Source organism: Prevotella denticola (assembly GCF_900454835.1).
GTDB lineage: Bacteria > Bacteroidota > Bacteroidia > Bacteroidales > Bacteroidaceae > Prevotella > Prevotella denticola.
Window position 1 is genome coordinate 928,987 of the sequence record NZ_UGTM01000001.1, and the last position, 25,204, is coordinate 954,190.

The 25,204-nt window shown below is 43.2% G+C and carries 21 protein-coding genes; 6 read left to right on the top strand and 15 right to left on the bottom strand.

The window, feature by feature from the left end:
• Positions 1-38: 38 nt before the first annotated feature.
• The 11 genes from traM to DYH27_RS04040 all read right to left on the bottom strand — a co-directional run bounded on the left by traM (position 39) and on the right by DYH27_RS04040 (position 9,595).
• Entirely contained in the window at positions 39-1,307 is a 1,269-nt protein-coding gene (traM, locus tag DYH27_RS03990; protein WP_025068483.1) for a conjugative transposon protein TraM, read from the bottom strand.
• A complete protein-coding gene (locus DYH27_RS03995) occupies positions 1,300-1,602 on the bottom strand; it encodes a hypothetical protein (RefSeq protein WP_025068482.1) in 303 nt (100 codons plus the stop codon). The genes traM and DYH27_RS03995 overlap by 8 nt, the downstream gene beginning before the upstream one ends.
• Positions 1,603-1,606: 4 nt before the next feature.
• Complete coding sequence (gene traK, locus DYH27_RS04000; RefSeq protein ID WP_025068481.1) at positions 1,607-2,230, bottom strand: conjugative transposon protein TraK; 624 nt, start codon at positions 2,228-2,230, stop codon at positions 1,607-1,609.
• Between the two features lie 52 nt (positions 2,231-2,282).
• The gene (gene traJ / locus DYH27_RS04005; RefSeq protein WP_115337994.1) at positions 2,283-3,320 is read right to left on the bottom strand and encodes a conjugative transposon protein TraJ; all 1,038 of its coding nucleotides are present in this window, start codon (positions 3,318-3,320) and stop codon (positions 2,283-2,285) included.
• 52 nt (positions 3,321-3,372) lie between these two features.
• Positions 3,373-4,005, bottom strand: coding sequence for a DUF4141 domain-containing protein (locus DYH27_RS04010; protein WP_023926585.1), 633 nt, complete (start codon positions 4,003-4,005; stop codon positions 3,373-3,375).
• A 222-nt stretch (positions 4,006-4,227) separates the two neighbouring features.
• The gene (locus DYH27_RS04015; RefSeq protein WP_115337996.1) at positions 4,228-6,741 is read right to left on the bottom strand and encodes a TraG family conjugative transposon ATPase; all 2,514 of its coding nucleotides are present in this window, start codon (positions 6,739-6,741) and stop codon (positions 4,228-4,230) included.
• Complete coding sequence (locus DYH27_RS04020; RefSeq protein ID WP_025068446.1) at positions 6,738-7,073, bottom strand: DUF4133 domain-containing protein; 336 nt, start codon at positions 7,071-7,073, stop codon at positions 6,738-6,740. Before DYH27_RS04020 ends, DYH27_RS04015 begins: the two co-directional genes overlap by 4 nt.
• A 4-nt stretch (positions 7,074-7,077) precedes the next feature.
• Positions 7,078-7,377, bottom strand: a complete 300-nt coding sequence (locus tag DYH27_RS04025; RefSeq protein WP_029216681.1) for a DUF4134 domain-containing protein — start codon at positions 7,375-7,377, stop codon at positions 7,078-7,080.
• Between the two features lie 133 nt (positions 7,378-7,510).
• The gene (locus DYH27_RS04030; protein WP_025068448.1) at positions 7,511-8,281 is read right to left on the bottom strand and encodes a hypothetical protein; all 771 of its coding nucleotides are present in this window, start codon (positions 8,279-8,281) and stop codon (positions 7,511-7,513) included.
• Entirely contained in the window at positions 8,278-8,805 is a 528-nt protein-coding gene (locus DYH27_RS04035; RefSeq protein WP_025068449.1) for a DUF3408 domain-containing protein, read from the bottom strand. The genes DYH27_RS04030 and DYH27_RS04035 overlap by 4 nt, the downstream gene beginning before the upstream one ends.
• Complete coding sequence (locus DYH27_RS04040) at positions 8,792-9,595, bottom strand: division plane positioning ATPase MipZ (RefSeq protein WP_025068450.1); 804 nt, start codon at positions 9,593-9,595, stop codon at positions 8,792-8,794. The genes DYH27_RS04035 and DYH27_RS04040 overlap by 14 nt, the downstream gene beginning before the upstream one ends.
• 590 nt (positions 9,596-10,185) lie before the next feature.
• On the opposite strand from DYH27_RS04040, the gene DYH27_RS04050 reads away from it, so the two are divergent.
• The 3 genes from DYH27_RS04050 to mobC all read left to right on the top strand — a co-directional run bounded on the left by DYH27_RS04050 (position 10,186) and on the right by mobC (position 13,934).
• Positions 10,186-10,566: a plasmid mobilization protein gene (locus DYH27_RS04050; RefSeq protein WP_025066457.1), complete on the top strand. Its 381-nt coding sequence runs from the start codon at positions 10,186-10,188 to the stop codon at positions 10,564-10,566.
• Entirely contained in the window at positions 10,563-11,843 is a 1,281-nt protein-coding gene (gene mobB / locus DYH27_RS04055; RefSeq protein WP_025068451.1) for a conjugal transfer protein MobB, read from the top strand. The genes DYH27_RS04050 and mobB overlap by 4 nt, the downstream gene beginning before the upstream one ends.
• An 84-nt stretch (positions 11,844-11,927) precedes the next feature.
• Positions 11,928-13,934, top strand: coding sequence for a conjugal transfer protein MobC (mobC, locus tag DYH27_RS04060; RefSeq protein WP_115337997.1), 2,007 nt, complete (start codon positions 11,928-11,930; stop codon positions 13,932-13,934).
• A 679-nt stretch (positions 13,935-14,613) separates the two neighbouring features.
• Here the strand turns inward: mobC and DYH27_RS04065 are convergent.
• From DYH27_RS04065 to DYH27_RS04080, 4 genes are read right to left on the bottom strand one after another with little or no spacing between them, the layout of a single operon-like run.
• Positions 14,614-15,093, bottom strand: coding sequence for a hypothetical protein (locus DYH27_RS04065; RefSeq protein WP_025066539.1), 480 nt, complete (start codon positions 15,091-15,093; stop codon positions 14,614-14,616).
• 19 nt (positions 15,094-15,112) lie between these two features.
• A complete protein-coding gene (locus tag DYH27_RS04070) occupies positions 15,113-17,329 on the bottom strand; it encodes a peptidase domain-containing ABC transporter (RefSeq protein WP_051132063.1) in 2,217 nt (738 codons plus the stop codon).
• Entirely contained in the window at positions 17,313-19,595 is a 2,283-nt protein-coding gene (locus DYH27_RS04075) for a TonB-dependent receptor (RefSeq protein WP_025068455.1), read from the bottom strand. Before DYH27_RS04075 ends, DYH27_RS04070 begins: the two co-directional genes overlap by 17 nt.
• A 48-nt stretch (positions 19,596-19,643) precedes the next feature.
• Entirely contained in the window at positions 19,644-20,936 is a 1,293-nt protein-coding gene (locus DYH27_RS04080; RefSeq protein ID WP_025068456.1) for a radical SAM/SPASM domain-containing protein, read from the bottom strand.
• 445 nt (positions 20,937-21,381) lie between these two features.
• Here DYH27_RS04080 and DYH27_RS04085 point away from each other — a divergent pair, with 445 nt between their 5' ends.
• The 3 genes from DYH27_RS04085 to DYH27_RS04095 all read left to right on the top strand — a co-directional run bounded on the left by DYH27_RS04085 (position 21,382) and on the right by DYH27_RS04095 (position 25,198).
• The gene (locus DYH27_RS04085) at positions 21,382-22,614 is read left to right on the top strand and encodes an aminotransferase class I/II-fold pyridoxal phosphate-dependent enzyme (protein ID WP_004352629.1); all 1,233 of its coding nucleotides are present in this window, start codon (positions 21,382-21,384) and stop codon (positions 22,612-22,614) included.
• Positions 22,615-23,313, top strand: coding sequence for a TetR/AcrR family transcriptional regulator (locus DYH27_RS04090; protein WP_004352624.1), 699 nt, complete (start codon positions 22,615-22,617; stop codon positions 23,311-23,313).
• Positions 23,314-23,788: 475 nt separating this feature from the next.
• Entirely contained in the window at positions 23,789-25,198 is a 1,410-nt protein-coding gene (locus tag DYH27_RS04095; protein ID WP_025068470.1) for a DUF4099 domain-containing protein, read from the top strand.
• Positions 25,199-25,204: the final 6 nt, after the last annotated feature.

Sequence of the window (25,204 nt, forward strand, 5' to 3'; positions counted from 1 at the left end):
GATTTGATGTTATTTTTTACTTATCATTTTCGATTGTTTTATTTGGACTGAACCAAGAAAAGGCGGTAGCCACCCTTGAGCGTTACCTTGATAGTACGCAGTTTCTTTTGAAGCAGCTGACTTGCACCCTGCATCACCCCACGGGCAGCCTCTGAGATAATTTGGTCTTTGGCAGAGGAAGCGAAGGTAAAGGATGTGCCCATTGAACCGCCGATGTTCGCCCCGACTTCCTTAAGCGCATTGATGTCCTCCGAACCTGGTATATACACACCCTCCTGTCCGTCCATGTCGTATGCCGAGAGTTTGACGGCTATGATGTGGCCGGACACTTCTATGCTTTTGATAAGCAGGTGCATACGGTTACCCTCAATCTTGGCAACGGCTATTAGTCGGCTCTGACGTGGAATGTGCAGTCCCTGTACCTTGGCACTTTCCAGCAGACGGAGTACGACATTGTCACCCTCCTTAAGAACAGTAGTCCTGTCCACTACAACTTTAAGCGTATTGCGCATTGTAGGTACAGCTGTGCTTGCGAGCGAATGAAAGCCCATATTACGAGCCTTCTTGCCGTATTCCTCCATAAAGTACACATCGCTCATAGGTTGGTCAAGTGAGGATACTATCTGTCTGCGCTCCGGCAGAACTTCCATTGCAGGCTTCTCATTCTGCATGGTCTTGCCCTTAGTAGCGTCAGAGCCACCAGCAGCTCCTTCCGTCTTCTCCTTTCCTGCCGTCAGACCATTATTGAAGGTAGGTGGAGTTGATGCTTTAGGGAGATACCTCGCTGCCATCTGATAGCTCTTTTCCATCAAGGCAAGCTGTCGTTTCTCTTCATTGTCCTCCCTGCTGTCTTTGGCAGAGAGTTCCTTTTTAAGGTTATCTATCTCCGAACGCAGGGCTTCACGCTCCTGCTCGTGTGGGTCGGGAGCGTAAAAGGAGTTCAAGAGGCGATTATTCTCCTCATAGCGATGCATGGAGCTTTCTATCTTTGCCGTAGAAGCAGCCGTCTCTGCACGCTGCGCCTCTGATGGAGCGGTGTTCTGTGCGAAATAGTCCGATAGTCTGCCCATCTCCTCACGGGTCTGTTCCTCCTCGTGTGCCTTGTCGCCTAATTCATAGGCTTTGAGCTTGTTTTCGGTGAGCTTTTCCGTCGTTGCCTGCGGGATGCTGTCATTGAGTCCCTGCTCCGCTGCAGTCTTATCCTTGCCCGAAGGCGCGAAGATAAACCACATCGAGAGGGCAAACAGCAGTCCCAGTCCTCCGAAGACCAAGCCTTTCTTCATTTGTTCTTTCTGTTTATTATCCATTTTCCTTGATTGTTTGATGATGTTGTAGGTAAAAATTGCCGTGTAACTCATGTAAAGTGCTGTCCGTCCGTATGGGACTGTCCGTCAGCTTTCCCGTGGGGATGGGTAGTTTCTCCTTCTTTGGAGGAAGGAAGAACTGCGCTATCATCCAAAGCGAGCAGAGCAGATAGATGAAACTCAGCCCATAGACGATTTCCTTTCTCTGCCTTATCGTGAGCCGTTCACACCGATGGCGGAGCCACAGGTGAAAGCGCAGATAGTGACGTGAGAGTAAAAAGTTTCTTTTCCTTGCCATAGCCTTATCGTTTATAAGTCTGTATGTCCCTGTTCTCCTTGACGAGGAAGTTCTCCATCAGGAAGCCTTGCGGGTTGTTGTCCGAACGGACAGAGTTCTGCAGCGTGCAGGTCGTAACAAGACTGCGCTCTGTAACGTTGCTCTGACGGACGATAAACTCCCGTGCATAAGTCGTTACCGTATAAGGGTAAGTATTGAAGTTGCAGTGGATAGAGTCCACCTCTATGCGCTGATTGACATTGCCCGATATGGCACGGTTATAATAGCCCTTCTCTGCCAAGTCCTTGTAATAGTTGAAAGCCGACTTGTCACACAGTACGAAGGCACGTTCCATGTTCTTCTCAATGGCATCCTTGTCAGGCGCAATGGTGAAGAACAGCTCATGGAAGCGACGTACATGCTCCCTTGCCTCTACGGGACGATTACGACTTGCATCCTGACTGAGGGCAAGCATGAGCGACTTTCCCTGGTCAAGCACATAGATTTTCTCCCGCTGCTCCTTAGCGAAACTGTACGAGGCATAGAGGGCATAACCACTTACTGCCACGCAGACGATGGCAAAGACAAAGGCGTAGAGCCTTATCTGTCTGAATGAGGTCTCGATGTTGTTGAGTGATTTGAATTCCATTTTTTTCTTTCCTTTTATAGCTGTTGATGAATTAAGCATTATTGCTCCATTTCTATTTTCCTTTGAGCAGCGCACCCTTGATACGTCCACCGACATTGCCGATAACCGACCCGGCACCTGCTGCGGCATATCGTCCGCCCGTGTAGGCACTTTGTGCACCGCGCTGTGCAGCTTGATTGACATTGCGACCATAAGAGCCGATACCGCCTCCTGCTTCGATAATCCAGCCTGCAACGGTGGGAACGCAGAAGTAACCCACGATACCGATAAGGAAGAAGACGATGTAGTACCACGTCCCCGAATCAGGCAGGTAGTTGGGGTCACTGAGCGCTTCGATGTCCTTCTGTACCATCAGCACCTGTATCTTCGTAAGCAGTGCCGTAAGGATAGAACTGACAGGCAGCCACAGGTATACAGAGATATAGCGTGAGAACCATGCTGTGAGCGAACCCGACAACCCGTCCCATACGGCAATGCCGAAGACTATCGGACCGAGAATGGCAAGAACGATGAGTATGAAGGTGCGCAGTGTGTCGATGATAAGCCCTGCAGCATGGAATAGGAGTTCTAAAAGGTCGTGTACCATCTTCATAATCCATTGCTTGGTCTGATAGGCAGCACGCTCGGCATACATACCCGCTATCGTCACGGCATCTTCAGGTCCGATGATGCCCATCTCCTCTATCTTTTGGTCGAACTTCTCGTTGGATACCAAGTAGGCTGTTTCGGGATTGCGCAGGTAGGCTTCCTCCTGCAACTTATCCCGTTTGGCGGTAAGCTCCGCCAAGTTGGTCTCCTGTTGGTGCACCATGCTTTCCGTTCCCTGCACTACGGGCGAGAGAACGGCATTCATCGTACCCAGTACGACTGTCGGGAAGAACATGATGCAGAAACCCAAGACAAAGGGACGGAGAAGGGGAAAGACGTCTATCGCCTCGGCACGGGCTATGGAAGCCCATACCCGAAGGGCAATATAAAAGAGCGCACCCAAGCCCGCAATACCCTTGGCAATACCCGTCATCTGGGCACAGAGGGGCATCATCTCGTCATAGGTCGAGTGTAGCAGCTCGTGTAAACTGGCAAAATCCATAAGCAAGTGTGTTTTATGAAAGTTCTTTCAAGTTCTTTTTTAGTCTGTGGATTTACCAATACCTGCTTGCCGTATTGCCGTAGAGTGCCTTGACGGAGGCAAGGTTGTTCTTTTCTCTTGCACGCACGTAGCTTACGGAGATGTTCTTCCTTGTGTAATACGACACGAGCGAGCGGTTTTCCCTAAGCGTGGTATAAATACGGTCGATGGCTTGCATACGCTCGTGGTCGTTCATCGAGAGGACACCCGACTTGACGATGGACTTGAGTTCCTTGAGACTCTCCCCACTCTGTTCCAAGAGCTTGGCATAGCCCGAAGCCATTGCAGCAAGTTCTGAAGGGCGGAAGTTCTTGTCCGAGAGCATTTTCTTATACGAGGTGACGTAAATCTCCGAGATGTCGCCCACCATCAGGATGCACTCCTTGACCTTGTAGGCATCTCCTATAAGGTTGTTCACCTTCTTCAGGGCATCATAATACTTCTTGGTGTCGTTGTAGAGTTTCTCCACCTCCTTGAATCCGTCAAGGGTGTTCTTCACCGTCTTGGAGGCGGTGGCAATCTCCTTGACCGAATTGACGATGTTGCCGGCAAAATTGCCGGGATCGGTTACCACCCACTGTGCGTGGGCCTTTCCGCTGAATAAAAGGACGGAGCCAATCAGCAGCATTAAAATTCTTGTTCTCATTGTTCTTTTTGTTTATGATGTGAATACTATGTTTGTCTGAATGTCCACTAAGGGATGTCTATTCAGCTTGCTGTTATAGGGATAAGTTGGACAAGTTAGTCCAAGTATTTGGACACGACTGTCTAATTGATTGGACACGTTTGTCCAATTGATTATCCACGTTTGGAGCATTATTTGTTTACGTTTGGCTAAACCAATACATTCTTTACATGTCTTGTCCGATTAACGATTTCGTGCAGCCCGTTTCTCTTGTGCAAGCTGCCGGATAGCCGTTTCGATGTCTCCACCGAGCTGTGCTGCCCTGTTCATTACCTCCACCTTCTCGGTTTCCTCCGTGGTGTAGGTCAGGTATTCCTCCATGCTCACTTCCGTGGCATAGACTGCACTCTGCATACCGCCCAAGCCTATCCATACCTCCTTGTAGAGCCTATTCGGGTCGTTGTTCTGGTTGATGGAGAGTATCTGGCTCTTCTCCTTTTCCGAAAGACCGAGCATCGCCTGTATGCCGTCGAACTTGGTCATGTACTTGCGCTGGTCAAGCAGTATCTTGCAGTCGGAGTTGTTGATGATGCTCTCCTTGACAATGGGTGATTGGATGATGTCGTCCACCTCCTGCGTTACGACAATGGCTTCCCCGAAATACTTTCTGACGGTCTTATACAAATACTTGATGTAGTCCGCCATGTTTGCCGAAGCAATCGCCTTCCACGCTTCCTCAATGAGTATCATCTTGCGGATACCCTTTAATCGGCGCATCTTGTTGATGAAAGCTTCCATGATGATAATCGTTACCACAGGAAAGAGGTCTTTATTATCCTTTACTTGGTCGATTTCAAAGACGATGAAGCGTTTAGAGAGCAGGTCGATGTTCTTGTCCGAGTTCAGCAGGAAATCATATCGACCACCACGATAGTATTGCTTCAATGTCGTAAGGAGGTTATTGATATTGAAGTCCGAGAGGGTTACCTTGATGTCTCGCTTTTCCATATCCTTTCGGTACACGTCCCGCAGATACTCATAGAAGGTATTAAAACAGGGTGTAACGCTGTGGTCAGCACATATCAGCTCGATATAGGAGTTTACGGCTGAACCAAGTTCGCCTGCCTCGGTCTTCGTGATATGCTCATCAGCACTCCTCCAGAGCGTGAGCAGCAGCGTACAGATACTCTCCCTTTTCTCTACATCGAAGAAGTAATCATCAGTATAAAAAGGATTGAAGGAAATCGGACTTTCATTGGTATAGGTGAAATACACACCGTCCTCGCCCTTGGTCTTGCGATGGATAAGTTCACACAAGCCTTGATATGAGTTTCCTGTATCAACCAAAAGGACGTGCGCCCCTTGCTCGTAATACTGGCGTACCATGTGGTTGGTAAAGAAAGACTTGCCACTGCCCGAAGGACCCAAGATGAACTTGTTACGGTTAGTGATGACTCCCTTTTTCATCGGTAAATCCGATATGTCCAGATGAACAGGTTTCCCCGAAAGGCGGTCAGCCATCTTGATGCCGAAGGGAGAGAGCGAATCCTTGTAGTTCGTCTCTGCCGTAAAGAAGCAGAGGGCAGGCTCGATGAAAGTATAAAACGACTCTTCTGCTGGAAAGTCTGCCGCATTGCCGGGTATGCCCGCCCAGTAGAGCGTTGCCGCATCAATGGTGTTGTGGCGAGGATGGCATTCCATAAGAGCAAGTGCAGAGCCCACGTCATTCTTGATCTGGCGAAGTTCTTCCTTATCGCTGCTCCATGCCAATACGTTGAAGTGGGCACGGATAGAGGTCAATCCCTGTGAGTGGGCAATATTGAGATACTCCTGTATCCATTCCTCGTTGATTTGGTTGCTACGGCTGTAGCGTGCCAGTGAGTGCATGTTTCTTGCCTGCTTTTCGAAGCGTTCCAAGTTGACATCGCTATCCTCGATGAAGAGATACTGGTTATAGATATGGTTGCAGGGCAACATCAGCCCTACGGGCGAGGCAAAGGACAACCTGCAATCCGAGCGGTCAGTGGACAGTCGCTCATATCGGCTATCCGTACTTACCGTTGTCGGCAGGTCATCCGTATCGGAAAGCGTATGCAGGCACAGGCGATTGTCGCCCACGCGCACAAGATCTGCTCCCAAGCGGATATCTTCCAAAGACGCATGCCCTTCTTCTGATAGAGAGAAATACCTGTCGAGTAGTCCACCCTTTTCATTTGTGCCAACCAACTCGTCTTCAATCATGCGGATAATCCTTATCTGTTCGGTATCATTGATGATACGCTCGAACTGGTCCACTGCTTCCATAAACTTCATCACCTCATCTTTGTTGGTGATTTCCTTGGGCAGCAGGTGTCCACGGCAGAGCGAAGAAAAATTGCTCTGCTGCGCCATACGCTGCTTGTTGGTCTTGGTCAGGAAGAGATAGACTGAGTGGTGGAGATACGGACGCTCATTGAAGTGCCGCTCAGAGGAACGGGCAAGGAAACTCAGTCCGCTATCAGAGAGCTTCCCTTGATAGTCCTCCTTGATGAACCAGTCCTGCTTGTGTACGATGCTGTAATTGGGTAGCACTTTTATAGCCTTGTGCCAGGCAGAGTGCATTGCTTCGTATTCTGTAGAGGTAACGGTAAAGAGTTCGGGCAGCTCCACACGGAAAGCCACCGTGATGTCAGCATCTTTGCTCACCATGCAGCCCTGCTCGATGGAGAGCAGCGGAAACTTCGACTCCAAGGTGGTTATCTTGCTTTTATTTCTCATTGCTTCGCTTTTTTTGGTTGAAGGTTACGGATAAGGTGGCAGACCGTACGGCGGTTCACAAGGTAGCGTGGGTGCATACGTACTGCTCCTTTTTTCATCAGCCCATATTGCCCGTACTTTCTATTCATGGTGAACGTTTGCCATACCACAAGGCTGGCACCCACTACGCCTATGATAAGACAGGTAATTTGGCTGACTCCACAGAGATAGAGAATGACCACAAGAATGAAGACGGCAAGCAAGCCTCCTGCAAAGAGGAAGAGATACTGTGCCTTCAAGCCCTTGAACTCTACCGTCCGGCCTACACCTTTGTTGATTTCAAATGCTGCCATCGCCTTACAGGAAGAAGCTTCTCAGGATAGTGGCAGCCACAATGAGGAAGATACACGCACCGAACCAAGAGGCTGCGGTCTTGCTCGTATCGGGGTCACCACTTGAAAACTTGTTGTATACTTTTATGCCTCCAATCAACCCCGCTACCGCCCCTACGGCATAAATGAGTTTCGTGCCGGGATCGAAGTAGGAGGTTACCATTTTTGTAGCTTCATTGATACCGGCAATACCATTGCCTTGTGCGTATGCTCCTATGGTGGCAGTCATCAGCAGGAGCATCATCAGTGTAATTTTTTTGTTCATTTGTATGTTATAATTTTAAGTGTGATAAAATTGCTTGTTCTTAAAAGGAAGGGGAAAGAGAGGCACATTTTCATGTGGAAACCTTGTAGCTGTTAATGAGCCGTTTTCTTTTCCCGCTTCCATCGTTGATTGTTTACAGATAATATGAAAGAGGCTTGTCGTCGTCATTATCGGATGAAGTGTCAGAAGCGCTTGAATCTGCCGGTATTGAGTTTTGAGAAAACAACATTGCTTGTTGCTCGCTTTGTTCTTCCGCTTTACGGATTTTCTCCAATAGCGAAGTTTGCTCACCCTGCATCTTGGCGATGTTCTCCTTGTACTTATCCAATAGATCTGAGTCTTGAAGCTGCCGAATGGTCTCTTTGACTTCTTTCTCATCAGCCTCCTCACAGTCCTTTGCCCATTTTTGCAGGCGGACTAAGTCACGTGCGAGGACGGACTGCCCTGACATCTCGGTTTCGTCCGATGTGGACTCAATGGGCAGAATTAATTCCTCACGGGCGACCTCATTCTCATCAACTCGCTCCATCTCGAAATCAACGTCCATCTCGTTGTCCCTTTCCTTCATGTCCTCTTTCTTTTCGGAGTTCTGAGGTGCAAAATTATTACTATTCTGCTCTGAATTTTCAGATGAAGAAGCAGAGGGAACTTGTGGGATAATAGGGGAAATGGAACGGCTTTTGCCAATCAGTACAAACTCGGCTTGATCTTCTTTTCCTTCTCCTTTTTGTCCGTCTTTTTCCTTCGTCGCTTCATTCTCCTTAGTCTGCTCATTGCCCTTTTTATTTTTCTTGATAAGGATGCCATACGGAGATACATACCGCATATAGAAGTACAGGATACCCAGCATTATCCAAATGATGATGAGTATCAGTATAAAACTGAAAAGTATTGTTTCCATCATAGTGTTATTGTTGTCTTGCGTCTTTGTTTTGCTGCCGCACTGTTGAGCAATTCCAAATGTTCACGCAGGTGTTCCCTAAGAATGTTGTCTATATATGCGGCTATGGAAACACGCTCCCCCAAGTCCTGCAACACGTTGCGCAGGTTCTGCAGCGTTTCCAGATTAATGGAGAAGGCTGTCCGCATTTGGGAGCGGACGGGATGAAAGTACAGGGAACGGTAGTCCTCTATGGAAAGGGAGGACACGCCGGGCTTTTCCATTCTCGGTTTCCTTTCCCGTTTCTGTTCCGTGTTCCCCGTTTCCTCTCTTTCAATTTCATCTACCAGTTTTTCTTTTGCTGTTTTCGTTTCTTTCGTCTCTTCTAAATTATTGTCTTCCTCCCCTGATGTTGCAGGGGAGGACTCAGTATCCTCGGAAGGGTCGAAGGAGTTTGGTATCGTGACAGGTTTCACCACGACATTGTCCTCTGCCATTTTCTTCAGCTTGTTTTCCAGCTGTTGCTTTCTTTCCTCAATCGTTGCCATTTTCTGTTTTCGTTTTTAGTTTGAGACGTTGAATTATCTCATTGACGAGTTCGTCCAGCCCCGTACCCGTTCGTAATCCCCTTGCAGGGGGCTGATAGGTAGAGCGGAACACTCCGCGCAGTCCGTATGTGGAAAGTTCGTGAGAGAAGCGGTGCGTGGCATATACATAGCCGGGCAGGAGCGTGAGTTCGTATTCGTCGATGAGCTTTGTATATTCATCGATGATGATGTTCCTTACTCTTCTGTCCACCTTGTTCCAGAACAGGATAATGTCCTTTATCCGAGAGTCGGACATCGAAACTCCAATCTCCGTGATAGTCTTGGCGTATGCCAGACATGAAACCAGCGACTGAATGTCGGCTTCAATCGGAGAAAGGATATAGTCCATCTGAAGGGACAGTTCCATCAGTTCGGTTGTTCCGGCATGTCCCGGGAAATCAAATATAACCAACTGGTACTTCTCGTTGCTGATACCGTCGATTTTACTTCGTGCAGTCCTGACGGCTTCCTTGGGTGCAGACTTGTAAATTCTGTATGCTTTTTTGCCAAGGTGATGAAAGTACTCCTGCATGGATTTGGAAAGCTCTTCGCTCTCCTGAACGATACTTTTCTCACGTTCCCTCAGTTTGTAGAAAGAGTCTTGCGACAGGTCGCAGTCCATCACGAAGAGGTTGATGCCTTGTTCGTAGTACAATATGCTGCTTACGATTTCGGCAAGAGTACTTTTTCCCACTCCTCCCTTTTGGGAAGAGAAGCCCAGAAAAAGGGGGCGTTGTTCTTTGTTCTCCATAATGATAATTTCTTAGTTCATATTATTTGTCTATTTGATGTTTGGATATTCTCTCATTATTAAGAGTCATCAGCAGACAGTTTGCTCTGACTGCGTATGGTTCGGGCGATAGTCCAAAAGGACGATTTCAAGTTCTTACAATTTGTTGTATTGACAATAGTTTGTCATGACAATAAATTGTTATGAATATGTATTGTTCCTTCTTGTCATCTTTGGTGCAAGCCAACGGTAATATGATATATTTTTTGCTTGTGTTATCATACCATTGTTCGCTCGTTCTGATTGCAAAATAAATGATATTTCTGCTGATTTTATTACAGCGATGAAGTGCAGGGAAATACGAGGAAAAAGAGTGAATATCTCTGATAATGAGATATTTGAAAATCTGACGTAACTTTGCAGGCGAGAATAATACATGGAGGTAACGTCCCGAAGCAGACACCCCAAAAGGGTGGATACTTCAATCGTATCAACTCTTGATATTGGCAAGGTGTGTCTTTGTCCGACAAACTCCGTTTCTGCCGACAAAGACCCTTGCCCCGAGGGGGGAGAGAATTACTCCAAAGTCGTAATTACAAAAAGGAAAGACAATGAATGATAAGATTGAACGATGGGACAGATGGGACACCCGTCTTCCCAATCCCAAAGACCAGCAGCGAGCGATTGATTTGTTTCAGCGTTCAGGGGCGCAGACCAAGTCGGATTTCGTGCGTGGTCGTATTCTTGGAGAGAGTTTCAAGGTGATAACGGTGGATAAATCCGCCGTGGAATATTACCGAAAACTCTCTGAACTGACGGCACAAATTCATAAGATTGGTGTGTTGTATAACCAGACCGTGCGTGCCATCAACAGCTATCACAGCGTAAAAACCGCACAGATTATGCTTGAAAAATTAGAAAATTTGTCGGCTCAAATTATCACCTTACAGGAGCAGGCTGTCAGTCTGACCATAGACTACCGCAAGAAATGATTGCCAAGATTTCTGCAACGGAGAACCTTGGAGGGGCACTCGGCTATAACTTCAAAAAGGTGGAGAAAGGGGAAGCAAGCATTCTCCTTGCCGCTGAGTTGTATCAGGACAAGGAGGGATATTATACGATGGAGGAGGTGTTTGCAGATATGGAAGCATTGATACCCAAGAAATGCCGTACCAAGAAAACGGTGTTCCATTGCTCCCTCAATCCTCACCCGGACGAGATACTATCCGATGAAACACTCACACAGATTGCCAAGGAGTATATGGAGGCACTGGGTTATGGCAACCAGCCTTATATCGTGTTCAAGCATAATGACATCGCCCGTGAGCATATCCACATCGTGTCGCTTCGAGTGGATAGCAAAGGACGAAAGATAAACGATAAGTTTGAGAAACGGCGAAGCAAGCAGATTACCGATGTCTTAGAGAGGAAATATAACCTTATTCCGAGTTCAAAGGTCAATGATAAGGAGGAAGCAGAAATGCCCAAGGTGGATATTGGTAAAGGAAACATCAGAGAGCAGGTGGCAATCGTTCTTCTCATGGTGCTTAAGCATTACCGATTCTGTTCCTTGGGCGAACTGAATGCCGTTCTTTCCGCATACAGCCTTACCGTGGAAGAAGTGAAGACGGAGTTTCGGGGAAGAAAATACGATGGGCTTGTCTATGTCCCGACTGACGACAAGGGCTACAAAATAAGCACACCCATCCATGCCTCGGACATTGGTCGTGGTATGGGCTATACTGCTGTACAGAACAGGATACAGAAATCAAAGCAAGCTATTAAGCCACTGATACTGGCAATAAGACACAGGATATTGGAAGTGATGTGTTCTTCTCCTCAAACAGAGAAGGCCCTACAACAAAGATTGGAAGAACAAGGCTTGCGTGCAGTAATCCGAAAGAACGAAAGCGGACGCATCTATGGCATCACATTCATTGACGATAAAGTGGGCGTTGTACTCAATGGCTCACGATTGGGCAAAGGATATGCCGCCAATGTATTCAACACCTATTTCTCTAATCCAACGCATAACCCATTCTTGGACAAGACGCTGTATGGCAGTCCTTCTGTCTGTTTGGAACAATCGGCAACTGTCCAGCCTTTACAATCCAATGCAGAGGAGGGTGATAACCTTGTCGATGAACTCATAGAGGATATGGTGGGGGACTCTTTCGTATCTACGGGCAACGATGATTGGAAAGAAGCGGCTTGGCAGCGTAAACTTCGCAGGCAAAGCAAAGTCAACCTCAGACGGAGGAAAAGATAGGTAAGGTATTTCAAACTTTGTTTGAGCAACATTCAAATGCAATTCAAATAACGATAATACAACAAATATAAAAGCAATACGATTATGGCACAAGAAGATGATTTAAGAGCATTGGGTAAAGTTATGGACTTTATGCGGGGCATATCGGTGATATTCCTCCTTATCAACTGTTATTGGTTCTGCTACGAGGCATTTCAGCAGTGGCACTTCACACTTGGTATCATCAATAAGATACTGATAAATTTCCAGCGAACGACGGGATTGTTTTCGTCTGTCCTCTGGACAAAACTCTTTTGCGTGGTTTTTCTTGCTCTCTCATGTTTGGGAACAAAGGGCGTGAAGGAAGAGAAAATCACGTGGCCGAAGATTTGGACGGTGCTTTTCTCTGGCTTTGTATTCTTCTTTCTCAACTGGTGGCTGTTGGTATTGCCCATCGGCAAGATCGGGGTAGCTTCCCTCTATATATTTACGCTGTCCGTTGGCTATATCTGTCTGCTGATGGGTGGCGTATGGATGAGCCGACTACTCAAAAACAACCTGATGGACGATGTTTTCAATACAGAGAACGAGAGTTTTATGCAGGAAACTCGGTTGATGGAGAATGAATACTCTGTCAATCTTCCTACACGCTTCTACTATAAGAAGAAGTGGAACAATGGTTGGATTAACGTAGTCAATCCGTTCCGTGCCTCAATGGTGCTCGGTACACCGGGTTCTGGTAAGTCCTACGCTATCGTGAACAACTACATCAAGCAGCAGATAGAGAAAGGCTTTGCCATGTACATCTACGACTACAAGTTCCCAGACCTTTCCGAGATTGCCTATAATCACCTGCTCCAGCATTTGGATGCTTACAAGGTAAAACCACAGTTCTATGTGATAAACTTTGACGACCCACGCAGAAGCCACCGTTGCAATCCCATCAATCCAGCCTTTATGACGGATATATCGGATGCCTATGAGAGTGCCTATACGATTATGCTCAATCTCAACCGCTCGTGGATTCAGAAGCAGGGAGACTTCTTCGTGGAGTCACCGATTATCTTGCTGGCTGCCATCATCTGGTTTCTGAAAATCTATGAGGACGGGAAGTATTGCACCTTTCCCCATGCCATCGAATTTCTCAACCGTCCCTACGCACAGATATTCCCGATACTCACTTCCTACGATGAACTTGCCAACTACCTTTCTCCTTTTATGGACGCATGGGAGGGTGGAGCGCAGGACCAGTTGCAGGGACAGATCGCCAGTGCCAAGATACCTCTATCACGCATGATTTCGCCGGCTCTTTATTGGGTGATGACGGGTGATGATTTCTCACTTGACATCAACAATCCTGATGAGCCGAAAGTCCTTGTTGTGGGCAACAACCCTGATCGACAGAATATCTATTCGGCTGCACTCGGACTTTACAACAGCCGTATCGTGAAGCTCATCAACAAGAAGAAACAACTCAAATCCTCGGTTATTATAGACGAGCTGCCTACCATTTATTTTCGTGGACTTGATAATTTGATTGCCACAGCCCGAAGTAATAAAGTAGCAGTGTGTCTGGGCTTTCAGGACTTTTCGCAGTTAACCCGTGACTATGGAGACAAAGAAAGCAAGGTGATTCAAAATACGGTGGGAAATGTTTTTTCCGGGCAGGTAGTCGGTGAGACGGCTAAGACGCTTTCCGAACGGTTTGGTAAGGTACTTCAGCAACGACAGTCCATGACCATCAATCGAAACGACAAATCCACCTCTATCTCCACACAGATGGACAGCCTTATCCCTGCAAGCAAAATCAGTAATCTCACACAGGGTATGTTTGTGGGTGCGGTGTCCGACAACTTTGACGAGCGTATCGAGCAGAAGATTTTCCATGCTGAGATTGTGGTGGATAGTGCCAAGGTATCTGCAGAAACAAAGACCTACGAATCAATTCCCACGATTGCAGACTTTACAAACGAAGATGGATCCGATAATCTCAAAGAGACCATCGAAGTCAACTATCGCAAGGTGAAGCAAGAGATACTATCGCTTGTGGAAACAGAGATTCAAAGGATAAAGAATACCCCTGTCTTATCCCATCTCTTTCCAGACAAGTAGCGCAAGCACAGATATAGCGTTGTGGATGTGGTGTGGTAATTAAAGAACAGAGTTATACTCACAAGTAAATTCTTATGATAGTTGTCAGTACTAACAAACTATGGCTGTAACAAATCGTTTTTCAATTTAGTCGTTTTAGGTGAGTGAGAAGTGTAAGATTGTACAGCTCGATATGGTTGGTGGAATGAAAAACGGGTATGGTGTATTTCCTAACTGATAAGATAGCCATAGTTTTTCAATTTATCGGTATAAATAAATTTGGCTTTGAAGAGGAAAGAGCTTTTAAGTATTACCAACAAAGTACGATTGGTACTCTGCCTACATTGAAGGCAACTACATGATTTATTTCTCTATCTTACAGCGATAGGCGGTTGTTTGATTTTACTTGCTATCTGTAAAATCCTTTTAAGCAAAGTGGTAACTGAAATTTCCAATACTCGTGCCATACTACAAATACCCAGCTCTTCTTTGGTCAGTTGAATGATTTCAGAATCAGTGTCAGGAAAATAGGCTTTGTCGGTGTAGCCGGTAATAACACGTTTCTGGCAATGTTTGCATTAGTAGCATTGTTTGCCATTGCGTTTCTTCTCATTTTTGATCATTTCCATTGAACAGCAATGTGGACATACTAACATGGATATTGCCCTCTTTCATCGCTTTATTACAATTAAAAAGGAAGTTACTGGACATTTATAATTCGCCCTATAATCCTTTGAAGTATACTTTCATTGCTTATTAATATAGATGCTGCACCAGTCATTCTGCTGATAATTTTATACTTGCAATCCGTTATCCTTACCTGCGCCATAAACACGCTGCCTTCTGCCGTTTGCCAAGGTGTATGTGATGTGGATGTTATGATACCATGGGCTGCTCCGTATGTTTCTGCATCGTAACCCTCAATTTCGATGCTTACCGTCATTCCTCTCGTTATCGTATTCACGTATTTATAGGGAATGTCTATTGTGCCTTGACGGGCATTTGTCATCTGTACCTTTGCACTGATGGTTTCGGGATAAGGTATAAAGTATGCACCTGCCAGTAGTCCCAATACCACAATGGTGATGATCGTGATGCCATAACGGACAATCCTTGATGGTATCTCTCCAATGATATGCCTTACCTTTTCGCTACGGAGTTCTATCTTGTCGTCTGCCATAATCTTCCTTTTTCTGCTGTTAGTTGCCCAATTCCAATTGATTCTTCACAAGGTTATAATATGCGCCTCTCTTTGCTGTGAGTACTTCGTGGTTGCCGATTTCTACCACCTTGCCTTTATCCAATACCACTATTTGGTCGGCATTCTTCACCGTACTTAGGCGGTGTGCCACGATAACTACTGTCTTGCCTTTGTAGAACTCGTCCAAATGTTCCACTATCATGCGCTCATTATTGGCATCGAGCGAGTTGGTGGCTTCGTCAAGGAAAATATAGTCGGGGTTCTTATAGACGGCTCTCGCTATCAATATACGTTGTTTCTGCCCTTGGCTCAATCCCACACCATCGCGACCAATCTTTGTGTTGTATTTTAAGGGCAGCCCCATCACATAATCGTGAATACAGGCTATCTCGGCAGCTTTCTGTAACCGCTGCTTGTCTATCTCGCCATCATCGACGGCAATGTTACGTGCTATCGACTCCGAAAAGATTACTCCGTCCTGCATCACCACCCCACACTGCCTGCGCCACCACTTCTTGTTGAGTGTGTTTATATCCGTTCCTCCAATGGTGATTTGTCCGCCCAATACGGGATAATAGCCTAACATCAGTTTGATAAGAGTAGTTTTACCGCTGCCCGATGCGCCCACAATGGCTGTTACCTTGCCTTTGGGGATTGTAAGGCTCACATCATCAATGATAGTTTTCAGTGCATGAGGGTCATACTTGAAGTTTACGTTTTCAAGGTCTATGCCTTGATTTTCTTCTTTCAGTGCCATTTCCAATCCTTGCTTTCCGTTCTCATCGTCCATGCGGTGTATCTCATTGATACGCTCAAGGCTTATTTTTACATCCTGCACCGAATAGAAGAAATTCATCAGTTGTTCTACGGGAGAGTTGAGTTGTCCGATGATGTATTGTACGGCGAGCATCATACCCAGTGTAAGCTGTCCGTGAATCACGGCTGTTGCTGCCACCACCGTGATGACGATGTTCTTCAGCTCGTTGATGCAGATGCTGCCCGCCTCCTGTGTCTGCTGGAGCTTCAGCGATTTCATCTGCACCCTGAAGAGGTCGGCCTGCACGTCCTCCCATTCCCAGCGACGTCGTTGCTCACAGTCCTGTAGCTTTATTTCCTGCATGGAAGTGATGAATTCATAGGTCTTGTTATTATTGATAGCCTGTTGTTCGAATAATTCATAGTCCAACACCTTTCTTCGTCTCAGGAAGAGCATCAACCATCCACCATATAAAAGGCTCCCCAAAAGGAAAATAAGGAATATTTGCCAATTATATGATAGCAATACAATACTGAATACGACGAATGTAAATATGGAAAAGGTGACATTCAGTGTCTGCTGTGTAAGGAAACTGTTAACGCGACTGTGGTCGTTCATTCTTTGCATGAGATCACCCATCATCTTTGTGTCGAAAAATGACATAGGTAACTTAAGCAATTTGATGAAGAAGTCGCTCACCAGCGAAATGTTTATCCGAATAGAGATCTGTAACAGCAACCAACGGCGAATAAAGTCAATAGCTGTACGGCTGAAGGTGAGCGTTAGTTGTCCCAGGAGTATCAACCAAATAAAACCAATGTCTTGGTTCTTGATGCCTACATCCACGATCGATTGGGTAAGGAAAGGTAGAATGAGCTGTAGTAGACTACCTACGAGTAGACCTAGGACAATCTGCCCGAAGTAACGGCGGTACTTTTTAATATAACCAAAGAGAAACTTGAAAGAGCGTTGCCCATTCTGATTATCTTTTTGAAACGGATTGGCATAGAATTTTGAAGTGGGTTCTAAAAACATTGCAATACCTTTTTCTTCGCTACCAGAACAGGTACTTATCCAATGCTTCTTGAATTCTTCTATATTGTATTCTACAAGTCCCTTACTTGGGTCAGCTATGTAGAAAGTTTTTCCTTTCTTAACTTTGTAGAGTACAACAAAGTGGTTTTGATTCCAGTGGAGGATGCAGGGAGAGGATATGTCTTTTATCTCCTCAACATTTATCTTACCGCATTCACAATCAAACCCCAACGCATATGCTGTGTTCCTGATGCTTAGCATGGATACGCCTTCTATTGTTGGACGGCACATCTTAGACAGGTAATTTGCAGAATATTTTTTTTTATAATACTTGCATATCATTTCTAAGCATGCTACTCCACACTGCATAGTATCATGTTGCAATTGATTTGGAAATTTATAACTTTTATTTAACAATGCCATCCTCATCGTCAATATTGTGAATCTTTTGCCTCAATGTTTGAGCTTTATGTCCTTTATTGAGGCTAAGCGAAACTTGTATATACACCATATTGGCTTTATCGGCATTCCACGATATGATGCTTTTGGTAAATTTGCTATTAGCATAATTCCTTTCGGAAAGCTTAATCTTACTTCTAAATGGATCCCATATCCCTGCGGTAAACATCCATTGTTTAAGGTGATAAGATGTAGAGAAATAGACAGCATCTTCTTGTGCTAAGTAAAGATTACCTCTAAATTCCTTACGGTTATTAATAATACCAAAATTCATACTCCAGTTCTTTGTTAAGTTCAAGTTACCCTCTACGTAGTAGTTCCATATTTTCTTCGAGTAGTCGAGATTGTCTTTCTGAAATAAAGTTTTTGAAAAAGCGCAGGATCCCGATAATGTTAATCGATCTTTAATAACTTCATAATTGAGAAAGGTACTTAGGGTATGAACTCGACTTTTATTATATTTATCCGTAACATAATAAATAGCACAATCATCAATATAGCTGTTCGGGGCAAAAGGATGGCGGCTGAACCTATACGAATAAGCTAGCTGAAAATATAATCTGCTGATATTGTAGGTGACATCAAGTCTATTATTATATTCTATGTAAGGACGTAAGTCAGGATTGCCCTTTTCTATCTCTATGGAATTCAACTTTCTTGTGATATTTGCCATATCTGTCAACTCTGGTATATGGGGAATAAGTTCTGTATTTAAAGAGAAAGTCAAATTATTGATTGGAGCATATGAAAATTTAATCATGGGGCGCATGAATCTTTTCGTATAGGAGATACTGTCCTTGTTATAGCTAACAATATTCCCTCCAAGTCCAATCTGATAACTTAGTTTCTTATAGCGACCAAGCAATTGTACATAACTAAACATGTCATAGCTGTCAGAATGGTCTTTCTTCATTATATCTTGGCTATAGTTGTTATTTGTTTTGGCATAATTTATCCTTACTCCTATAGAAAGATTATTCATGTCATTTATCTTATGTTCGTACAAGAGTTCCGGAATAAACGATAGACGCTTACCACGCACACCATACTGATAGTTAAATGAAATCATGGAAGACTGGTCCGTCTCCATAAAATTATATCTATAATTACTGGTTCTGCATGTTGTTAACAAGTCAAATATCAGATTATCCTTTTTCGAAATCTTTTGGAATGCATATATGTCAAATGAATATAAATTTGATTTGTACGTGGGTGTCAAAGCGGTGTTACTTATGAAGTTATTGAATGTGTACACTTTCTGTAAGGTTTCATCTTTGTTATTATTGTAGAATTCTGTGTTGAAATTAACGTTCAAAAGAAGTGATTTAGCAACATGACTATACACACCTTTAAGACTATGTTGCCGATAACTATAAACCGAGTTGTCGCCTTCTTTTATCTGTAAGAGCGAAAGCGGATCGGATACAAGCCTTGTGTCAATTCTGTTCTTGGTATAATGCCTGAGCTTATTGCTATAAATAAACGTGATTTGATCCTTTACGTTATTAAGTTTCAGAAAGATGTTATTTTCACTTGATAAAGTCGTGACAGCATCCATTGTTTTGAATCCGAATCCATAACCTTTTACCCCTTCCTTAGTCTTGACATTAAGGATTCCACCAAAATTTTGAGTAGCATATCTAACGCCAGGATTATCTATAAACTCTATCGACTTTATTTGGTTGGGTAAAATTGCAAGATATTCATCAGCAGTAGCTGGCATACCATTTATTTGATAGGCGACGCTTTTTCCATCAAACATTGTAATTCCCATTGACTCTTTGGAAATAATAGCATTAGGCAAATGGAGCTTATTAAGTACCCCCCATACATTGTTAGTACTTTCCCTAAGCTCTTTATTTGGATATATTATTAATCTATCCACCATTTTCTTATATCTTGAAGCTTTGATAACAACTTCTTTAAGCACTTGTGTCTCCTCTTCTAACATGATATTTACAGAGTCCTGTCCATCATATAGCCATGTTTTAGTTTTATAACCGATAGAAGAAAATGTTAATGTATTCCCTTTGGTAAGGTTGTTAATGGTGAACTCTCCATTTTCATCTGTTGTCGTCCCCCCCAAAGGTCTATTGTTATTCTGTACATATATTAAAATATTTACGAAAGGTATTGTTGCTTGTTTTGCATTTATTACTCTACCCTTAAGTCCTTCACCAAAAGATGTAAATGATATAGTCCCAAAAAGAATTAGCAGAAGATACCTCATATATATATATGCATTAAATTATTGATAAAAAGCTAAAGACACCTAATCTTATTTAGCTCTTTTTTTTGAGACTATTGAATTATTCAATAACTCAATAATATAGTCAACTTTTGAATAACCTTCTTTCAATACACAAAACTCTTTCGGTTCATCTAATAGAGACTGCGAACAACGTTTAGAACAGACAGGAAGCATATCACAATTTATGCATCGTTCAGGAATTTGTAAATTCATCCTGTTCATTAATTTAGTGTAGTCCCATATTATTACACCATCTTCTCTAAGAAATCCGCAAGAATTAGCTTCATTAAATTTTCGAGCTGTACACTTATAAACACGACCATCATAATTGATCACAACTTCATTTAGATTGTCGGCATAACAACTGCAAAGTTTATATTTCAAGTCAAGATATGTACATACAAATCCTCTTGTTTGACATTCCTTTACAAAGTTATTTATTATGCAATCGTCTATTTTCTTTTCATTCACTTGCCATACTTTATGTACGGCAATTGTTGCTCTTTGTGGATCCAAGAAAGGCTCTATATCAGATACCATTGATTGCAATCCTACACTTGTCTGTGGAGAAACATTTATGCGCAATACTAACTCATAATCAGAAAGATGCTCTTTTATTAAAGATAAAGATTCTAAGATTCTGTCATATGAACCAATTGCTTTCTTATCTTTGTACTTTCTTATTGTATTGTGAATATTTCTACATCCATCAAGAGTTATCTGGAATGTAGAATGGTATCCTTTTATTGCATCTACAAAATCTTTTGTTAATAGTGTAGAGTTTGTGGTAAAGTTTATGGTTATTTTAAACCCTTTAATGCTAGCAATAGGGTTTATTAGGGATAATATATGCAGAATCTTCTCTTTATACAATAAAGGTTCTCCTCCGAAAAAGCTTAAAGTCAACAACTCAAAGGGTGCTTTGTCATATTTTAACTTTATGTGCTTTATAATAGAAGAGATTGTATCTTCTCCTATCACAGAATTATCAATATGGTTTTCATAACAGTACCAACATCTTAAATTACAATCCATGGTCATATTGATAATCATGTGATAAGTTTTGCCCGAGAATTTCCTATCCATAACATCGCTAATATAAGTTGCTTTTTCATCAAAAAAATCAGGTATAAGCATACCTTTTTTACACAGATCATAGAATAGTTGGGGCTGTTCTTTCTCTAATTCTTCAAAATTCCCCATTAAAAGAAACTTATTTATATCTCTTTTATTGGTAATTAAAAAGGATACAGTATAGGCATTGAAGATAATACACGATTCTCCTTGTTCTATATAATGATTATATTTACTGATATTCATATTTAAATAATTTTGATAAGTGCAAGATTTCCTTGCACTTATCAAATTAATACTTCTGCTTATTTACAGTTACAATTGTCTAAGAATGTGTTTTCAGTAGACGAATCCTGTCTTGTGCATGAGCAATTATCCAAGAATGGAGATTCGATTTCTGTCCGATTGGATAATCCTCCGAGCGTTTCAGAGAGTAAGTCATCACTAAGAATTGTGATTTTATTAATCTTCTTCATAATTTTGATGTTTAATTTGCCTTCTTTTAGCTTCCGGCATTGCTTTGTAATGTCTGTTCAATAATATTGTCGACAAATTATCTTCTTGACGCTGCAAATATACATATACATATTGTTTAAAACAAGAAAAATAGTTTTTTTTTTTTTCAAAATTTGTATTTTCTTAGTATTTTAGCTACATTTGTAGCATTATTTACTATCTATACATTGTTTATATGGAAAAAAGATTTATTACATTAAAAGATTTCGAGATTACTCCCAACGAGAATGTTACTGAGCGTAGCCAAAAATTCCAAAGCTATATTGACCAAATGGAGCAGTTCGGCTGCAAGAGTTATTGGGTCATGGCAAAAACGGGAGTTGGAGCAAAAATGCAGATAGAGGGCTATGATGGTGAAGTTTCCGCATACATTTCCAATGATTACCTTGGTATGTCGCAAAGGACTGAGACCAAGGAGGCTGGCATAAATGCCGTCCTGAAATACGGTACAGGGGCAAGTGCCGCTCAAGCCATAGGAGGCTATTTAGACATCCATCAGCAGTTGGAACAAGGCATTGCAAAGTTCGTTGGTCAGGAAGATGCAATTCTCTTCTCATCTGGATTTGGTGCCAATGCAGGTTTGCTCCGTGCTATATTGGGAAAAAATGACATAGCCTACATTGATTCGTATATCCATACCAGTGCCACAAGTGGTTTAATTGGAACCAATGTAAAGCATATAGGACACAACGACATTGACTATCTTGACATGATCCTTGAACGGGAAACGGGAAAATATCAGACTCGATTGGTCATCATCGATGGGGTCTATTCCCAGAATGGAGATTTATCAAAACTTCCCCAATACATTGCGGTCTGCAAGAAACACAATTGTCTTCTTATGATGGATGACGCTCACGGCATTGGAGTTATGGGAGAAAACGGCAGAGGAACAGCCGAATATTATAATTGCTTGGGACAAGTAGATATTATTACAGGAACTTTCAGTAAGTCTTTCGGATGTGTCGGTGGTTTTGTTGCCGCGTCAGAAAAACTGATTCAGTATCTGAGATATTATGCTGACAGTAATGTCTTTTCCGCAGCAATGACTCCACAGGTTGCAGCATCTTCCCTAAAGGCACTGGAACTCATACAGACACAACCAGAGATTCGCAAGAAGTTGTGGACTAATGTCAATTATCTGCGCAAACGACTGACAGAGGAAGGCTTTGATATAGGCTGCTCCATATCAGCCATATTTCCTATTATGGTAAGAGACAATAAAAAAGTATACGAAATAGCACGAGAATTGCAAAAAAGATGTATCTTTGTAAGCGGTATCACATACCCTGCGGTAAGAACTAAGGAAGCACGGCTTAGAGTCAGCGTGTTGGCTTCCCATGAAACAGTACAGTTGGAACAATTGGTAACCGCTCTTGTGGAAATCAGAAAATCAATACCTTTTTAAATGGCAGAAGAAGAAAACAAAACCAAAAGATATAGAAGGACAAACGTCGACATACAGGCAGACATTATCAAGGCAGCAGAAAGTCTGATTAAGAAAAAAGGCTTTGCATCAATGCTGGTGACAGAACTTATTAAGAAAGCCAGGATTGAACCGCTTGTCTTCTATAACAGATATGACAATCTTAGCGAGTTTTATGATGAATTCGTTAAGAGATACGATTATTGGTTTAAGGGTGTCCTGACTGGAATTGAATTTCCGACAGATTCAAAATTAGGGTATATCAATATTCTCAAGAATCTGCAGGAGGAACTTCAAGAAAAATCTGTGATGTTAGAACTATTACGTTGGGAAATTGCAGAAGGGAATGAGACAACTGTTCGTACAGCCATGCTTCGTGAAATGCACACTTTGCCTCTTGTCAATATCTACGAGACAAAATTTAAGGATACAGACATCTCAGCCATATCTGCACTGATTATTGGTGGTATATATTACCTTAACCTGCATAGGGATCGCTCTAAATTTGCAGAAATAGACTTAAACACAGAGGTTGGTCGCAAACGCATAGAAAAAGCTTTGGAGGATTTAGGGAATATGATATTCCACTATCAAGATCTGACTGATTACAAACATACTGTTGCAGAGAAAATGAAAGAAAACGGCATTAGTGATGAAATCATTAAAAAATGCCTTAATTGAACGATACATAACAAGTATATTCCCCACTTATCTAGCGTGATAATTGGGGGATTTTTAAGTCGTCCAGTAAAACTTTTTTCTTCCAATCTGTGTAATAGAAATCGTCTTTAACACCACTTTTTTTGACTTTAAATCCAAAAAATAAGTCATTTTCTAATAAGAACAAGCATTTTTGTGATGCTTACTATTTGGAACTAAAATACAAGTCCCCATAGAGTAAAAATGCCTGTATCGCCTATAGATAAACGGTTTGCAGACTTTCAGTTTATTTTTTGTGAATAGCAATTGAATATTCTTATTATGGAAACGATATTCTAGCTAAGTGATTTTTGAGGTTATCCTGTAAACTAAGTACAACAGGTTATTTCACATAAATTCCTTTTATTTCCCACTTTTCCCGAAAACTTTTATATCTCTTCATATACCTATAATTTAGCTGCTTGATAAAAGTATTCACCATAAAAATTATCAAGCAATGGAATCAAACAGCAATGACAATTACGTGCTGGTCTTGGAAGACCGCACGGAAGTAAAAAATGAGCAGGAAGCGGGCAAGCTGTCCGTCGTGTCCGGTGTTGACGACAAGGGAAACCTCAAGACCACAGAGGCTGCCGCTGCCAATCAGGCAGCGTTCTTGAAGTTCAATAGCAAGGACGGACTTCTGAAGAACTTCATGGCCAACTTCCTCAAACAGTTTAATAACCCAACTCATTTTGGACTGTACAAAGTATTGGCAGACAATGTGGAGCAGGGCGTGGATAACCTGCGCACCATGCTGCAAAGCCGTGAGAAGCTCGAAAGCAAGCAGCAGCTGGCAGAGATTGGAGTGTCCTTTGAGGATTATCTGCCGCAAAAGAAGAATACCACTGCCATCGACCCCGAGAAAGTGGACTGGAAGATGCTCGACAACCTTGGACTGTCCCGTGAGAGATTGGAACAGAGTGGAGAGTTGGAAAAAATGCTTAACTGGCAGAAGACCAACCTCTTGACGATTGCCGTTCCCTTTGGCGAAACGACTATCTACACCGAAGCCCGCCTTGCGTTCCGTACGGACGATAATGGCAATATCGGTTTGGCAATTCATCCTTTGAGAAAAGAACCACAGCTTGACTTTCCCTATATGGGCTACAAGTTCTCTCCCGAAGAAAAGGAGCAACTCCTCACTACGGGTAATCTCGGCAAGACCATTGAAGTAACACCCAAGAATGGCGAACCTTTCTCTGCCTACGTCTCCATCGACCCGCAGACCAACGAAATTATAACCCTGCGTGCCGACCGTGTGAACATTCCCAAGGAAATCAAGGGCGTTACGCTCTCTGATGTACAATACAAAGACCTCGTGGAAGGCAAAGCCGTGAAGGTGGAAGGTATGACTGCCAAGAGCGGTAAGTCCTTTGATGCCACGCTTCAAGTTAATGCCGAGCGAAAGGGCATTGAGTTTATCTTTGGCGACAGCAAGAGTTTAAGAGAACGACAGGAACACAAACAGACACAGCAGCAAGGCATCCCACATAAGCTTTGCGGCTTAGAGTTATCAGATAAACAGCGTGAAGCCTTGGATAGCGGTCGTACACTATATCTAAAGAATATGGTGGATAAACAAGGGCAACCTTTCAACGCATACGTTCGTATGGACAAGGAGCAGAACCGCCCACGTTTTTACAAGTGGAATCCTGACAAGAAGCAGGAAACCGGCAAAGAAAAAGTGGTTACCGTAGCCGAAGAACACAAAACACAGGTAGCTGTCAATAACCACGGCAAGACGAATGAAGCCACCAAGGATGTGAAAGAGCCTCTCAAAACGGGACAGACACAACCTACTGCCGAGCAGAAGCAAAAGCAGGACGAGAACAAGCAGAAGAAGTCCCGTGGACGTAGATTGTAACCTTAA